The sequence below is a fragment of the Lysinimonas soli genome (genome assembly GCF_042655435.1).
Classification (GTDB): domain Bacteria; phylum Actinomycetota; class Actinomycetes; order Actinomycetales; family Microbacteriaceae; genus Lysinimonas; species Lysinimonas soli.
Genome location: NZ_JBHSMG010000001.1, coordinates 408,686 through 423,887, shown reverse-complemented (window position 1 = coordinate 423,887; position 15,202 = coordinate 408,686). Strand labels below are relative to the sequence as shown.

Genomic DNA, 15,202 nt, shown 5'->3' with positions numbered 1-15,202 from the left:
CGCCGATACCCTGAGTGCATGACCACCGCCTGGGGCCACGGGCTCGCCACCATCGCCGCCGACGGAACCGTGCTCGACACCTGGTTCCCCTCCCCCGAGCTCGGCGCACCGCCCGCCAATAGCCAGCACCTCGCCCCCGCCGAGCTCGAGCGCTGGGTGGGCGCCGACGACCGGCGCGAGGTCGCCGTCGACATCGTGACGCCGGTGATCGAGCTGGATGCCCCTCCGGCATCCACGGCCGACGCGTACCTGCGCCTGCACCTGCTGAGCCACCTGCTCGTGCGGCCCAACGGCATCAACCTCGAGGGCATCTTCGGCTGCCTGCCGATCGTCGCCTGGACGACGGCGGGGCCGATGCTGCCCGAGGCCTACGCCCGGCTGCGTCCGGCCCTGCAGCGCGCCGGCATCTCGGTTCATGGCATCGACAAGTTCCCGCGCCTGCTCGACTACGTCGTCCCGCAGCGGGTGCGCATCGCCGACGCCTCGCGCGTGCGGCTCGGAGCGCACCTCGCCCCCGGCACGACCGTGATGCACGAGGGCTTCGTCAACTACAACGCCGGAACGCTCGGCACCTCCATGGTCGAGGGCCGCATCTCGCAGGGCGTCGTCGTCGGCGACGGCTCCGATGTCGGCGGCGGCGCGTCGATCATGGGAACCCTCTCCGGCGGGGGGACCGAGCGCGTGACGATCGGCGAACGCGCCCTGCTGGGGGCGAACTCGGGGGTCGGCATCTCGATCGGCGACGACTCGGTTGTCGAGGCGGGGCTCTACGTCACCGCGGGTACGAAGGTGACCCTGCTGGTTCCGGACGCCGAACCGCGTCATGTGAAGGCCGCCGAGCTGAGCGGCGTGGCCGGCCTGCTCTTCCGGCGCAACTCGCTCACGGGCGCCGTCGAGGCCCTCCCGCGCTCCGGCGGAGCCGTCGTGCTCAACGCCCAGTTGCACGCCTGATCCGGGGAACGGTCGCCCTGCGCCGCCGCCTACCGCTCGGCGCGCTGCCGCCGCAGCTCCTTGAGGTCGTCGCGCAGCTCGTCGAGCCGGTTGTTGCGGATGCGCCGGTCGTCCTGAGTGACGGGGATGTCGTGAGCACCCATCCGCTGCGCCAGCAGCTCGACCGAGGTCGCGAACTCGTCGAGAGCCGCCTGGTGGGCGCGGTCGGCGAGCGAACGCACCGCCACCGGGTCGCCCGCCATCGCCTCCAGACGCTCGGCCAGGCCCGTGGACACCTCGGCGCGGCGGGCGAGAGCATCGGCATCCGCCATCCGATAGTCGGCCGACGAACTCGGCTGACCCCACTTCTGCACCGCCCCTGAGCGCATCTCGACCACCCGTCGGGTCTCGTCGCGCTTCTCGGCGGCGAGCCGCAGCAGTTCCGCCCGCGCCGACTCGATGAGTCGATCGTCGTCATGATCCATGCCGTCGCGCACCGTGTCGACGATGATCCGGTTGGTCACCGCGAGTCGCACCGCCGACAGGCAGACGAGCAGGCCGTCATCGATCTGCTCATCCGCCGACGGCATCGGCCGATCGACGGGGTGCACGAAGGTGCCGACATCGGCACGAGGCGGCCACAGCCGCCGACGGAGTCGCGCGAAGAGGCCCGTCAGCGCCCCTCGGGCCAGCGGCGCTCCGGCGGCCCCACGTAGAGCTGCTGGGGACGGCCGATCTTGGTCGCCGGATCGTCATTCGCCTCGCGCCAGTGCGCGATCCAACCGGGAAGCCGGCCGATCGCGAAGAGCACCGTGAACATGCGCGGCGGAAAGCCCATCGCCTTGTAGATGACGCCGGTGTAGAAGTCGACGTTGGGGTAGAGCTTGCGCTCGACGAAGTAGTCGTCAGCCAGGGCGACCTGCTCGAGCTCCTTGGCGATGTCGAGCAGGGGGTCCTTGACTCCGAGGTCGGCGAGCACCTCGTCGGCGCTCTCTTTGACCAGACGCGCTCGGGGGTCGAAGTTCTTGTACACCCGGTGACCGAAGCCCATCAGCCGGATGCCGTCCTCTTTGCGCTTGACCCGGTCGACGAACTGCTGCACGGTCTCGCCCGAGTCGCGGATCTTGGCGAGCATCGAGAGCACTGCCTCGTTCGCTCCGCCGTGCAACGGGCCGTACAGGGCGTTGATGCCGGCCGAGATCGAGGCGAACATGTTGGCCTCGGTCGATCCCACGAGTCGCACGGTCGAGGTGGACGCGTTCTGCTCGTGATCCTCGTGCAGGATCAGCAGGCGCTCGAGCGCCGTCGACAGCACCGGGTTCACCTCGTAGAGCTCGGCGAGATTGCCGAAGTTGAGCTTGAGGAAGTTGTCGACGAAATTCAGGGAGTTGTCGGGGTAGAGGAAGGCCTGCCCGAGCGCCTTCTTATGCGCGTAGGCCGCGATCACCGGCAGCTTGGCCAACAGGCGAATGGTCGACATCTCGACCATCTCGGGGTTGTGCGGGTCGAGCGAGTCCTCGTAGTAGGTCGAGAGCGCCGACACCGCCGACGAGAGCACCGACATGGGGTGCGCCGTGTGCGGCAGTGCCGAGAAGAAGCGCTTCAGGTCTTCGTGCAGCAGAGTGTGACGGCGGATCTTCTCTTCGAACTCCGCCAGTTCGCTCGCCGTGGGCAGCTCGCCGTAGATCAGCAGCCAGGCCACCTCGAGATAGGTCGAGTTGCGGGCCAGATCTTCGATCGGATACCCGCGATAGCGCAGGATTCCGGCGTCGCCGTCGATGTAGGTGATCGCGCTGCGAGTCGACGAGGTGTTGACGAACCCCTGGTCGAGTGTGGTCAGACCCGTCTGCTTCGTGAAGCTCGCGATGTCGACGCTGTCCTTGCCGTCGACTGCGGCCAACACGGGAAACTCGGCCGTCGTCCCCTTATGGGAGAACGTGACCTTCTCGGGATCGCCGATCGCGTCGTTCACGGATACAGCCTATTCGGTGCGAGACACCACTGCCGCACCCGCCAAAGGCCGGGCTCAGCTTTTGGAGAGTCCGCCCAATCGGGCCGCCGCAGCGGCGATCCGCTCGTCGCTCGCCGTGAGCGCGACCCGCACGTGCCCGGCCCCGCCGGCGCCGTAGAACGGACCGGGCGCGACCAGGATGCCGAGCCCGGCGAGCGCCGCGACCGTCGCCCAGGCGTCCTCTCCGCGGGTCGCCCAGAGGTAGAGGCCGGCACCGCTCTCGTCGATGCGGAATCCGGCCGCCTCCAACGCGGAGCGCAGCAATCCGCGTCGCGCACGATAGCGTTCGCGCTGCACCGCGACGTGAGTGTCGTCGCCCAGCGCGGCGATCATCGCCTGTTGAACGGGAGCCGGCGGCATCATGCCCGCGTGCTTGCGCACCGTCAGCAGCTCGGCGATGAGCTCGGAGCAGCCGGCGACGAATCCAGCTCGATAGCCGGCGAGATTCGACTGCTTGCTGAGCGAGTAGACCGAGAGCACCAGGCGCCTGCTGTCGCCGATCACCCGTGGATCGAGGATCGAGGGACTCGGACGCTCGCTCGTCCAGTCGAGCTCGGCGTAGCACTCGTCGTTCGCGATCACGGCGCCGAGTCCCCGCGCGCGGGCGACCGCCCGCGCCAGCACCTCGACATCGTCGACATGGCCGTCGGGATTGCCGGGGCTGTTCAGCCAGATCAGCTTCGTCTCGGCGGGCCAGTCATCCGGATCATCGGAGGCCAGGGCGGTCGCACCGGCGAGGGCCGCTCCGACCGCGTAGGTCGGGTAGGCGACCGACGGATGCACGACGACGTCTCCCGGTCGAAGACCGAGCATCACCGGTAACCAGGCCACCAGCTCCTTCGATCCGATCGTCGGCAGCACGTTCGCCACCCCGAGCGTCACGCCCCGACGGCGCGCGTACCAGTCGACGATCGCCTCGCGCAGGGCGGGCGACCCGGCGGTCAGGGGGTAGGAGTGGGCATCCGCCGCCGCGACGAGAGCATCACGGACGATCGACGGGGTCGGATCGACCGGCGAGCCGACCGACAGGTCGACGATGCCATCGGGATGCCGGCGCGCCTGTTCCGCGTAGGGAACGAGCGAATCCCAGGGGAAGTCGGGTAGGTCGAGGGCCACGGGGTCGGACCGGCGTCGTCGGCTACGCGCCCTGAGGCGGAAGTGCCGCGACGATCGGGTGGTCGCCCGGGATCACGCCGACCTTCGCGGCGCCGCCGGGCGAGCCGACCTCGGCGAAGAACTCGACGTTCGCCTTGTAGTAATCGGCCCACTTCTCGGGGAGGTCGTCTTCGTAGTAGATCGCCTCGACGGGGCACACCGGCTCGCAAGCCCCGCAGTCCACGCACTCGTCGGGGTGGATGTAGAGCATCCGATCGCCCTCGTAGATGCAGTCGACGGGGCACTCGTCGATGCAGGCACGGTCTTTCACATCGACGCAGGGGAGAGCGATGACGTAGGTCACTCCCCCATTCTAGGTGGAGCTCAGCGCGTCACTCCGCGCTCGGAAGAGGGCCGCGGGAACGCCGGCGCGGTGAAGCCACCACGATCGCCGACAGGATCGCCGGTCCCGCGAGCCACGCCCAGTCGAGCGCCGATCTCAGGGCGAGGGCCGCGCCGCCCGCACCGGGAAGGGTGAGCACGAAGCTCGCGCCGATCACCCCGAGTGCGGCAGCGGCACCGACGACGCGGCTGTCGAACACCAACCGGAATCCCCCGACGAGCGCGGCGACGATGGCCAGCCCCGCCACGAGCCCCCACGGCGCGAGCTGCTCGTGGGTGAACGTCGTGATCACACCCACCACGACGCCGGCCAGGCCCGCGAAGACGCAACTGAGCGCGGTGGCACCGAACCCGAGTGATTCGGGATCGGCGGGGCTGGACATCTGCTGCATGGCGGGATCCTCCGGTGGACAACACTAGCCCGCCGCGGTTAGGGTTGGATTAGTTAGGCTAGCCTCACCAAAGGCGCCAACCCCTCCCGAACCACTCCACAGAAAGCATCCCGTGCTCGCGAACGCACTGATCGGCCTGCGCGAAGGCCTCGAAGCCGGCCTCGTCGTCGGCATCCTCGTCGCCTACCTGCGCAAGATCGGCCGCACCGACGTACTGCCGAAGCTCTGGATCGGCATCGCGGCCGCGATCGCGATCTCGCTCGGGGTCGGGGCGCTGCTGACCTTCGGCCCGTACGGACTCAGCTCGCAGGCTCAGGAGGCGCTCGGCGGCTCGCTGTCGATCGTCGCGGTCGGCCTGGTCACCTGGATGATCTTCTGGATGGCGCGCCACGCCCGGCACCTCAAGGGTGAGCTTCAGTCCCGGCTCGCTTCCGCGATCACCGGGTCGGCACTCGGCATCGTCGTACTCGGAGTGGTGAGCGTCGGGCGCGAGGGCGTCGAAACCGCCCTGTTCGTCTGGGCGAGCATCACCTCCAGCGGCAGCGCCGTGCTCGGCACGATCGGGGCCGCGATCGGCCTGGCCCTCTCGGTGGTGGTCTCGTACCTGATCTATCGCGGGCTCGTGCGCATCAATCTGAGCAAGTTCTTCCTCTGGACCGGCGCCTTCCTCGTCGTGGTCGCCGCCGGGGTGCTCGCCTACGGCGTGGGCGACCTGCAGGAGGCCGGCTGGATCCCGGGTGCGGACGCCGTGGCCTACAACCTGTCGGGGGTCATTCCGAGCACCAGCTGGTACGGCATCGTGCTCTCGGGAGTGTTCAACTTCACCCCGGAGCCGAGCTGGGCCCGGGTCATCGTGTGGCTGCTCTACATCGCGGTCGTGCTCACGCTCTTCCTGCGCGTCAGCTTCGCCACACGTTCACCGCGCGGTGCGTCGACGCCCCCGATCACGACATCCGACGGAATCGATGCCGTCGCCGACGACGCCCACGCCGTGCGTGCCGTCCCCCGCGCCTAGTCCTCCTCGCCGTCACACCCCCTTTCCCCAGGAGACCCATGCCCAGCCGCCCCCGCCTTCGCCCGCGCCCCGGCGCAGCCGCCGCTGCCGCCGCCCTCGTCACCCTCGCCCTCGCCGGGTGCGTGCCCAACGCGGGATCCGCACGCGCCCTGAGCGTGAAGATGACCGACACGGGCTGCGCGGTCTCGGCCGCGACCGCCACCTCGGGCAGCGTGGCCTTCTCCCTCACCAACGCGGGCACCGACGTCAACGAGTTCGAGATCCTCGCCGACGACAAGCTCCGCATCGTCGGTGAGAAGGAGAACGTGACGCCCGGCCAGACGGTCTCGTTCGTCGCTCAGCTCGAGCCCGGCACCTACTACACGGCGTGCAAATTCCAGCAGGTGGGTGCGCCGGTCGGGCTCGCGGAGTTCACGGTGACGGGCGACAAGGTCGCGGTCACGGGCGACACCAAGAAGCTCACGGCGAAGGCCGTGACCGGCTACGTCGCCTACGTCCGTTCGCAGACGGCCGAGCTGCTGCCCGCCGTCACGACCTTCGTCGCCGCGTACGAGAAGGGGGACGACAGCGCCGCACGAGCCCTCTACGCGTCGACGCGCGCCCACTACGAGCGGATCGAGCCGACCGCGGAGGCGTTCGGCGACCTCGACCCGAAGATCGACTACCGGGAGGTCGACGCCACCGCCGACGGCCTCTCGTGGACCGGATTCCACCGCATCGAGAAGGACCTCTGGCCGCCGACGGCGGGTGCGCTCAACGCCGACGGGGCCGACGCAGCCACCGGCTGGTCGCCATCCACCCCGGCGCAGCGCACCGTCTTCGGGCAAGGGCTCATCCGCGACGTGCAGAAGCTCTCGACGCTGGTCTCGGCCAAGAGCTTCTCTGTGACGCTCGCCGACATCAGCAACGGAGCGATCGGACTGCTCGACGAGGTCGCCTCGAGCAAGATCACGGGCGAGGAGGACTGGTGGTCGCACACCGACCTCTCGGACTTCGCCGCCAACGTGCAGGGCGCCCAGGTGGCGTTCGGCAACGTCACGGCCCTGGCCACCGCGTCGGGCTCCGCGGGGACGAAGCTGGTCGCGACGATCACGAAGGAGTTCGCCGCGCTCGACGGGCTGCTGGCCCGCTACGGCAGCATCGACGCCGGCTTCACGCCGTACGACCAGGTCACCGACGCCCAGCGCAAGGAGCTCTCCGACCAGGTGAACGCGCTCGCCGAGCCCCTCTCGCGGCTGACGCACACCGTGCTCGGAGTTGCCGCCGGATGAGCACCCCCGACACGACGCTCCCCGACACGGGCCCATCCGACACGAAGGCGGCGCTCAGCCGCCGGGGATTGCTCGGTCTCGCCGGCGCGGGCGTCGCCGGTCTCGCGCTCGGCGGCGGCGCGGGGGCCCTGACGACGGCCGCGGCGCTGTCCGGTGCATCCGGTTCGTCGAATCGCTATCCATTCCACGGCGCGCATCAGGCGGGCATCGTCACGCCGAGTCAGGATCGGCTGCACTTCGCGGCGTTCGACATGTCGTCGACCGCGACCCGCGCCGACCTGATCTCGCTGCTGTCCGATTGGACCGCCGCGGCCGCGCGACTGACCCAGGGCTCGACGATCGGCGACGGTGCTGTCGACGGCGAGTTGCTCGCGCCCCCCGACGACACCGGGGAAGCCCTGGGGCTGCCGCCGAGCGGCCTCACCATCACCTTCGGGTTCGGACCCACGCTGTTCCGGGATGCCGCCGGCACCGACCGCTTCGGTATCGCCGCGCGCACTCCCCCGCTGCTCAGGGAGCTACCGCACTTCCGCGGGGATCTGCTCGTCGCGGCCGCCAGCGGCGGCGACCTGTGCGTTCAAGCCTGTGCCGATGACCCCCAGGTTGCGGTGCACGCGATCCGCAATCTGAGTCGCATCGCCTTCGGTCGTGCGGCTCTGCGCTGGTCGCAGCTCGGGTTCGGGCGCACCTCGTCCACCTCGACGGCGCAGACCACCCCCCGCAACCTGTTCGGATTCAAAGACGGCACCGCCAACATCAAGGCCGAAGAGACCGCCGCCGTCGACGACGACGTGTGGGTGTCGGCGAGCGACGGGCCCGCCTGGCTCGCCGGCGGCAGCTACCTGGTGGCCCGCAAGATCCGCATGGTGATCGAGAACTGGGATCACACCCAACTCGGGGAGCAGCAGCGCGTGATCGGCCGCGACAAGGGAGAGGGAGCACCGCTCTCGGGGGGAACGGAGTTCACCGAACCCGACTTCCACGCCAGGCGGGCCGACGGCAGCACGAAGATCGACGCGCAGTCGCACGTCCGGCTCGCCCACCCCGACTTCAACAAGGGAACCCGGCTGCTGCGGCGGGGCTACAACTTCGTCGACGGCAACGACGAGCTCGGGCGATTGAATGCCGGGCTGTTCTTCATCTCGTTCCAGCGCTCACCCGAGCAGTTCATCCGAGTGCAGCACAACCTCGCCGATGACGCCATGAACGAGTACATCAAGCACGTCGGCTCGGCGATCTTCGCGGTCCCGCCCGGCGCGCGGGCCGGGCAATCGATCGGGGCGACCCTGTTCGCCTAGCCGCTGCTCTTGGTCGTGCTCGAGACGGTGTAGTTCGCCACCCAGCCGGTCTTCTCGTCGGCCTTCGAGACGACGACGAGCGCGCTGAAGTCGCCCTTGGTGAAGGTGCCGGTCGCGCTGTCGCTGGTGGTGCCGGACAGTCCGCCGTCGGTGAAGCCGGCGTCGCCGAACGCCTTCTTGATGTCGTCGAAGGCGTTCATGCCCGAGACCTTCACCGTCACGTTCCAGACCTTGTCCTTGCCGCTGCCGACCGAGAGTCCCGAGACGATGTCTCCCTTGATGACGGGGACGTCCGACGGGAAATCGCTCGGCAGCTTGCCACTGCCCACGGAGCCCACTCCGGGGATCGAGACCCCTCCGCCGCCGGACCCCGGGAGGTGGATCAGGCTGCAGCCCGAGAGCAGGAGGGGAACCGCGAGGGCGACGGACACCGCCGTGGCGATCATGGGCAGGCGTGCGCGGGTACGCGACGTGGTCATGAGGTCCTCATCTCTCGGCGTGGCGATACGCGCACAGTGTATTGCCGAGATGCCCCGTCGACAACGACGACTCCGCACTCCGGAGCCGCAGGAGAGCCGTCAGACGGAGGCCTCTTGCCGCTTCATCCGCGACGCCGAGCGGGCGCGGGCACTCTGATCGAGCTCGACCTTGCGGATGCGCACGACCTCCGGTGTGACCTCGACGCACTCGTCCTCACGGGCGAACTCGAGGCACTCCTCGAGCGTGAGCCGCCGCGAGGGGGTCATCCGCTCGAAGTTGTCGGCCGTCGACTGCCGCATGTTGGTGAGCTGCTTCTCCTTGGTGATGTTGACGTCCATGTCGTCGGCGCGCGAGTTCTCGCCCACCACCATGCCCTCGTAGACCTCCTGCGTCGGTTCGACGAAGAACGACATGCGCTCCTGCAGAGCGACCATGGCGAACGGTGTCGCGACGCCGGCACGGTCGGCGACGATCGATCCGTTCACGCGGGTCGTGATGGCGCCGGCCCACGGCTCGTAGCCGTGCGAGATCGCGTTGGCGATGCCGGCGCCGCGGGTGATGGTCAGGAACTCGGTGCGGAAGCCGATCAGGCCGCGCGAGGGGACGATGAACTCCATGCGGACCCAGCCGGTGCCGTGGTTGGTCATGCCCTCCATGCGGCCCTTCCGGGCGGCGAGCAGCTGCGTGATCGCGCCGAGATACTCCTCGGGGGTGTCGACGGTCAACTGTTCGAACGGCTCGTGCGTCTTGCCGTCGACCTTCTTGGTGACGACCTGCGGCTTGCCGACGGTGAGCTCGAAGCCCTCACGGCGCATGTTCTCGACCAGGATCGCGAGGGCCAGCTCGCCGCGCCCCTGCACCTCCCACTGGTCCGGGCGACCGATGTCGACGACCTTGAGCGACACGTTTCCGATGAGTTCGCGGTCGAGACGGTCCTTGACCATGCGCGCGGTGAGCTTGTGTCCCTTGACCTTGCCGACGATCGGCGAGGTGTTGGTGCCGATGGTCATCGAGATCGCCGGTTCGTCGACCGTGATGGCGGGAAGCGGCCGCACGTCGTCTGGGTCGGCGATCGTCTCGCCGATGGTGATGTCTTCGAAACCCGCGATGGCGACGATGTCACCGGCGTGAGCCTCTTCCGCCGGGTATCGCTCGAGTGCGCGGGTCTTCAGCAGCTCGGTGATGCGGGCGTTGGAGTGGGAGCCGTCGTGGCGCACCCAGGCGACAGTCTGGCCCTTCTTGAGGGTCCCGGAGAAGACGCGGAGCAGCGCGATGCGGCCGAGGAACGGCGAGGCGTCGAGGTTGGTCACCCAGGCCTGCAGCGGGGCCTGGTCGTCGTACTCGGGCGCCGGCACATGCTTGAGGATCGCCTCGAACAGCGGCTCGAGGTCGTCGTTGTCGGGCAGCGTGCCGTTCTCGGGCTTGTTCCAGCTCGCAGCGCCGTTGCGCCCTGAAGCGTAGACGACGGGCACGTCGAGCAGGGCATCGATGTCGAGGTCGGGGACGTCGTCTGACAGGTCGCTCGCCAGACCCAGCAGCAGGTCATGGCTCTCTTCGACGACCTCGTCGATGCGGGCATCCGGTCGGTCGGTCTTGTTCACCAGCAGGATGACCGGCAGTTTCGCCTCGAGCGCCTTGCGCAGCACGAAGCGGGTCTGCGGCAGGGGGCCCTCGCTCGCGTCGACCAGCAGCACGACGCCGTCGACCATGCTCAGCCCGCGCTCGACCTCGCCGCCGAAGTCGGCGTGGCCGGGGGTGTCGATGACGTTGATCGTGACGGGACCCTCGGTCGCGTGCAGGCCCTTGTAGGTGACCGCGGTGTTCTTGGCGAGGATCGTGATGCCCTTTTCGCGCTCCAGGTCGTTGGAGTCCATGGCGCGCTCGTCGACGTGCGCATGCTCGCCGAAGGAGTTGGTCTGCCGCAGCATGGCGTCGACCAGGGTCGTCTTGCCGTGGTCGACGTGGGCGACGATCGCGACGTTGCGCAGATCAGAACGGGTGGCGCTGGCCATGGGAATACCTCGAGAAAGGAAGGAGGGCCCCGAAATGCACCGGGGAAGATGAGATGCGGCGCGACAGCGGGCCGCGGACCCTTCATTCTAGCCGACCAAGGGCGGGAACACCTGATCAGGGCCCGGGAGAGGCTCCGCCGCCGGGGTGGGACGTCGTCACTGCAGCGGGTTTCCAGGTCCAGGCATTCCAGAAGATCGATCCGGCCAAGGGCGAGCGTGTCACCCCCGTCACGCGGTCGTCGACGGCGGTGAGAGTCGGATACGCGTACAACGGGACCCCGTAGCCGGCCGCCCAGATCCGGGCGTCGAGTTCGCTCAGCAGCGAGGTCTGCGTCGCCGGATCATCCGTCGCCACCGCCCGGTCGATCAGCGCGTCGGCCTTCGGGTCGGAGTAGCGGTTGAAGTTGGCCAGGCGCGATCCGCTGCGGAACACCAGGCTCTGCGCCGCCGGGCCCAGCCGCGTGGTGTCCCACGCGAACAGGGCTGCGTCGTACGCGCCGGCGACGCCCAGCAGCCCCTGCCAGTCGCCGCTCGAGCAGTCGGTCACGACGAATCCGGCGCGGGCGGCGCTGCGCTGGATCAGCTGGAACTCGGTGACGCGTCGCGGGTTCGTCGGGTCGTAGAGCACGCACACCTGCGGGTTCGACACCCCCGCCTGGGCCAGCAGCCGCTTCGCCGTATCGATGTCGGTCGAACGGTAGGCGGCCGATCCGTTACGGGCGACCGAGGCGGCGTAGCCGGACGCGCCGGGACGCAGGGAGAACGAGTCCAGCAGGGTCGCTCGGCCCCCGCCCGAGGAACCCAGCTGCCGCAGGATCTGCGCGCGCGGAACGACCTTGAGAAAGGCCTCGCGCACCCTCGCGTCGCCGAAGGTGCCGTTCCTGCCGTCGGCGAACTGCAGGTCGAGGTGCTCGAAGCGCGCTTCGGTACCCGGAGTCACCGTGACGCCCGAGATCGCTCCGAGGGCGCTCACGGTCGCCGCGCTCGGCTGCACGGTGGCGATGTCGACGGCTCGGGACGCGAGCAGCTTCGCCGTCTCGAGCGGATCCGTCGAGACGCGCACGGTGACCTTCGCGAAGGCGGGTCGGCGGTCGCCCGCGTAGCGCGGATTCGCGCTCAGGGTCACCCGGTCCGCGACGATACGGGACACGGTGTACGGCCCGTCCGACACCAGCAGGCGACGGTCCTTCGGCGTGGCGTCGAGATTGAAGCCGTCGTTCCAGAACCGGGCGAGCGCACCGAGCCTGGTGGCATCCCTCTTCTCGATCGCGTCGAGCACTGCCCTCTTGCCCGCCTTCGGATCGGATGCCGCGACTCCCAGGGCCTCGGAGCCCAGCACGTGCGCGGGCACCCCGGGGTCGAGCGCGGTCTTCCAGTCCGGATCGAAGGAGCCGAACGTCACCGTGATCGAGCGCCCGTCGGAACCGACCAGCGGGGCCGCGCGCGCCTTCTCGAGGCCGGATCCGATCGCCCCGTCGAAGAACACGACGTTCTTCGGGAACGAGCGTGTGTAGCGCCCGGTGGCCGGGTCGACGTACCTCGAGTCGTCGAATCCGGGCGTATTGAGCGCGCCCGAGTTCGCCGCCCAGGCGAGCAGCAGGTCGGCGGCGTCGACCGGCGCGCCGTCGGACCAGGTCACGCCCGAGTTCACCCGGTAGGTGACGACGAGCGGATCGCGGCTGACGAGAGTCGCCGAACCGAACGAGCCGTCGACGACCGTGCCGTAGTGGTCGTCCGGGTAGGCGAATCCGGTCGTCGTCAACTGCGCCAGCTGGCCGTTCGTGACCGAGCCGCGCCCGTAGGAGGTCGCCGGATTGAGCGAGGTGAACGGGTCGGACACCGCGACGCGCACCTCGCTGCCGGCCACCAGGATGGTCTGCGGCGTGCACCCGACGAGCGCCGCCGAGATGAGGGCGGCGACCCCCAGCACCACGAAACTGCGTCGACCGGTCACTCGTTCGAGCCTAGGCGAGGGCCGGCCGGGATCAGCTCGCCCGGCGCTGCTCCCGACGTTCGCGCTGCTCGTGCGGATCGGGAACCGGCACGGCGGCGATGAGCCGCTGGGTGTACGGATCCTTCGGGTTGCGCAGGATCTGGTCCGGCGTTCCGACCTCGACGAGGCGCCCCTTGTTCATCACAGCGATGCGGTCGGAGAGCATGTCGACCACCGCGAGATCGTGACTGATGAACAGGCAGGCGAACTGCAACTGCTTCTGCAGGTTCTGGAGCAGATCGAGGAAGCGGGCCTGGACCGACACGTCGAGTGCCGAGGTCGGCTCGTCGGCCACCAGCAGCGACGGCCGGAGGGCGAGCGCCCGCGCGATGCCGACGCGTTGACGCTGACCGCCCGAGAGCTCGTGCGGGTAGCGGTTGCGGAAGCTCCGCGGCAGCTCGACCTGGTCGAGCAGCTCCTCGACGCGCGCGTTCAGTTCCGCACCCGCGGCCCTTCCCGACAACAGGAGCGGCTCACCGATCGACTGCCCGATGGGGAACCGCGGGTTGAGGGAGGAACCCGGATCCTGGAACACGATGCCGATCGTGCGTCGGATCTCGCGCATCTTCGCCCGTGACGCGGTCGCCAGATCCGCTCCCTGAACGATCAGCGACCCCTCCGCGATCGGGAGCAGTCCGACGGAGGCGCGACCCACGGTCGTCTTGCCGGAACCCGATTCCCCGACCAGCCCAACGACCTCGCCGGGATGGATCGTGAGGTTGAAGTCCTCGACGGCGCGGAAGGCGGGCACCCGGCCGCGCTTCGGGTACTCGATGACCACGTCCGACAGCCGCAGGACGGGCTCACCCGACCGCGTGGTCGGCGCGATGTCGGTCGCACCGATGCGCAGGTGCGGTACCGACGCGAGGAGCTCCTGCGTGTAGGGCTGCGTCGGCGCCGTGAAGATGGCGTTGACGTCGCCGGACTCCACGATCGCCCCGTCTTTCATGACGATGACCTTGTCGGCCAGGTCGGCGACGACCCCCATGTCGTGGGTGATGATGATGATCGCGCTGTTCAGGCGTGTCCTGAGGTTGCGGAGCAGGTCGAGGATCTCGGCCTGGACGGTCACATCGAGGGCCGTCGTGGGCTCGTCCGCGATCAGCAGCAGCGGATCGCAGGAGATCGCCATCGCGATCATCGCCCGCTGCCGCTGTCCTCCCGACAGCTGATGCGGGTACTTGCGGATCGTGCCCTCGGGGTTCGGGATCTCGACCATCTCGAGCAATTCGATCGCCCGACGCTGCGCATCGGCCGGGGTCATGTCGAGGTGGGTTCGCAGGCTCTCGGCGATCTGGAAGCCGATCGTGTACACCGGGTTGAGCGCCGTCATCGGCTCTTGGAAGATCACCGCGACGTCTTTACCGCGGATGGCGCGCAGCCGGCCTTCCGGGATTCCGATCAGCTCACGGCCTCCGAGCTTGGCGCTGCCGCTGACCCGACCGTTCTGCGGGGTGAGGCCGAGCAGGGCCATCGAGCTGGAGCTCTTGCCCGAGCCGGACTCGCCGACGATCGCCAGCACTTCGCCGGCCTTGACGTCGTAGCTCAATCGCTTGGCAGCGGGGTACCAACTGCCGTCGACCCAGAAGTCGAGATTGAGTTCCGATACCTCGAGAATCGGCGCGGCGGGCTGCGCTGCGGGGGTGGTGGTCATCGAATGGATCCTGTCGGGTGGTCGAAGCGGGCGGCCGGGCGGGCGAGAATGTCAGGATGACCGTCGGGCCCCAGCAGACCGTGCTCTATCCCGTGGCGTCGCGCGTTCTCGCCGCGGTGATCATCGCCATCTGCGTGCTCATCGAAGTCTCGCTGCTCGTGTCGGCGCGATGGGACGTGGCCCTCCGCGCAACCCCGGCGGTGATGCTGGTGGGCGCGGGCGCATTCGTGCTGTTCTGGATGCCGCGGGTCGAGTTGAGTCCCGCGGACCTTCGCATCGTGAATCCCCTGCGAACCCGGCGCATCTCCTGGCCCGCGATCGTGGACATCGAGACGCGGTGGTCGCTGACGATCGACACCGCCGGGGGCCGGGTGACGGCTTGGGCCGCCCCGGCGCCCGGCCCAGCCAGCCAGCTGGGACGAATGCGTCGCGACGCCTACAACCGCGTGTCGATCAACGATCGCGGCGTGAGCCGAGGCAACGAGCTCGCGCGCAGCCTCGTCGTGCGTCAGTGGGAGGCCTACCGCGACGAGGGCGTGCTGGGAGCGGTCGAGGGTGCCGGTGTCACGACCAGCTGGAACTGGCCCGCGGTTGCCGTCGTCGGTGCGCTGACGGTCGCGACCCTGACCGGCGCGCTCTGGCCCTAGGA

Annotated in this window: 14 protein-coding genes; 5 read left to right on the top strand and 9 right to left on the bottom strand. The window is 69.2% G+C overall.

The features are described 5' to 3' along the window. Positions 1–18: 18 nt before the first annotated feature. Complete coding sequence (dapD, locus tag ACFPJ4_RS02035; protein ID WP_386738620.1) at positions 19–951, top strand: 2,3,4,5-tetrahydropyridine-2,6-dicarboxylate N-succinyltransferase; 933 nt, start codon at positions 19–21, stop codon at positions 949–951. A 29-nt stretch (positions 952–980) separates the two neighbouring features. Here dapD and ACFPJ4_RS02030 read toward each other — a convergent pair whose 3' ends face one another. The 5 genes from ACFPJ4_RS02030 to ACFPJ4_RS02010 form a co-directional block, all read right to left on the bottom strand. Further along, positions 981–1,520, bottom strand: a complete 540-nt coding sequence (locus tag ACFPJ4_RS02030) for a hypothetical protein (protein ID WP_386738619.1) — start codon at positions 1,518–1,520, stop codon at positions 981–983. An 83-nt stretch (positions 1,521–1,603) separates the two neighbouring features. Next, on the bottom strand, positions 1,604–2,902 hold the full coding sequence (locus ACFPJ4_RS02025; RefSeq protein WP_386738618.1) for a citrate synthase: 1,299 nt from the start codon (positions 2,900–2,902) through the stop codon (positions 1,604–1,606). 54 nt (positions 2,903–2,956) lie between these two features. After that, positions 2,957–4,057 (bottom strand): succinyldiaminopimelate transaminase, encoded by a 1,101-nt coding sequence (gene dapC, locus ACFPJ4_RS02020; protein ID WP_386738617.1) that lies wholly within the window; start codon positions 4,055–4,057, stop codon positions 2,957–2,959. A gap of 22 nt (positions 4,058–4,079) precedes the next feature. After that, complete coding sequence (fdxA, locus tag ACFPJ4_RS02015; RefSeq protein ID WP_386738616.1) at positions 4,080–4,400, bottom strand: ferredoxin; 321 nt, start codon at positions 4,398–4,400, stop codon at positions 4,080–4,082. Between the two features lie 28 nt (positions 4,401–4,428). Next, positions 4,429–4,830 carry a hypothetical protein gene (locus tag ACFPJ4_RS02010; RefSeq protein WP_386738615.1) on the bottom strand — a complete coding sequence of 134 codons (402 nt, stop codon included), beginning with the start codon at positions 4,828–4,830 and terminating at the stop codon, positions 4,429–4,431. A gap of 112 nt (positions 4,831–4,942) precedes the next feature. On the opposite strand from ACFPJ4_RS02010, the gene efeU reads away from it, so the two are divergent. The 3 genes from efeU to efeB are packed head-to-tail and all read left to right on the top strand — an operon-like array spanning position 4,943 to position 8,414. Further along, on the top strand, positions 4,943–5,845 hold the full coding sequence (gene efeU / locus ACFPJ4_RS02005; protein WP_386738614.1) for an iron uptake transporter permease EfeU: 903 nt from the start codon (positions 4,943–4,945) through the stop codon (positions 5,843–5,845). Positions 5,846–5,883: 38 nt separating this feature from the next. Beyond that, on the top strand, positions 5,884–7,116 hold the full coding sequence (gene efeO, locus ACFPJ4_RS02000; protein WP_386738613.1) for an iron uptake system protein EfeO: 1,233 nt from the start codon (positions 5,884–5,886) through the stop codon (positions 7,114–7,116). Continuing rightward, complete coding sequence (efeB, locus tag ACFPJ4_RS01995; RefSeq protein WP_386738612.1) at positions 7,113–8,414, top strand: iron uptake transporter deferrochelatase/peroxidase subunit; 1,302 nt, start codon at positions 7,113–7,115, stop codon at positions 8,412–8,414. The genes efeO and efeB overlap by 4 nt, the downstream gene beginning before the upstream one ends. Here the strand turns inward: efeB and ACFPJ4_RS01990 are convergent. From ACFPJ4_RS01990 to ACFPJ4_RS01975, 4 genes are all read right to left on the bottom strand, one after another. After that, positions 8,411–8,893, bottom strand: coding sequence for a hypothetical protein (locus tag ACFPJ4_RS01990; protein ID WP_386738611.1), 483 nt, complete (start codon positions 8,891–8,893; stop codon positions 8,411–8,413). The genes efeB and ACFPJ4_RS01990 overlap by 4 nt on opposite strands. A gap of 99 nt (positions 8,894–8,992) precedes the next feature. Further along, entirely contained in the window at positions 8,993–10,906 is a 1,914-nt protein-coding gene (gene typA, locus ACFPJ4_RS01985; RefSeq protein ID WP_386738610.1) for a translational GTPase TypA, read from the bottom strand. 115 nt (positions 10,907–11,021) lie between these two features. Next, a complete protein-coding gene (locus ACFPJ4_RS01980) occupies positions 11,022–12,860 on the bottom strand; it encodes an ABC transporter family substrate-binding protein (protein WP_386738609.1) in 1,839 nt (612 codons plus the stop codon). Between the two features lie 31 nt (positions 12,861–12,891). Next, positions 12,892–14,553: a dipeptide ABC transporter ATP-binding protein gene (locus tag ACFPJ4_RS01975; RefSeq protein WP_386738608.1), complete on the bottom strand. Its 1,662-nt coding sequence runs from the start codon at positions 14,551–14,553 to the stop codon at positions 12,892–12,894. A 56-nt stretch (positions 14,554–14,609) separates the two neighbouring features. Between ACFPJ4_RS01975 and ACFPJ4_RS01970 the strand changes: the two genes are divergently transcribed. Beyond that, the gene (locus tag ACFPJ4_RS01970) at positions 14,610–15,200 is read left to right on the top strand and encodes a PH domain-containing protein (RefSeq protein WP_386738607.1); all 591 of its coding nucleotides are present in this window, start codon (positions 14,610–14,612) and stop codon (positions 15,198–15,200) included. Positions 15,201–15,202: the final 2 nt, after the last annotated feature.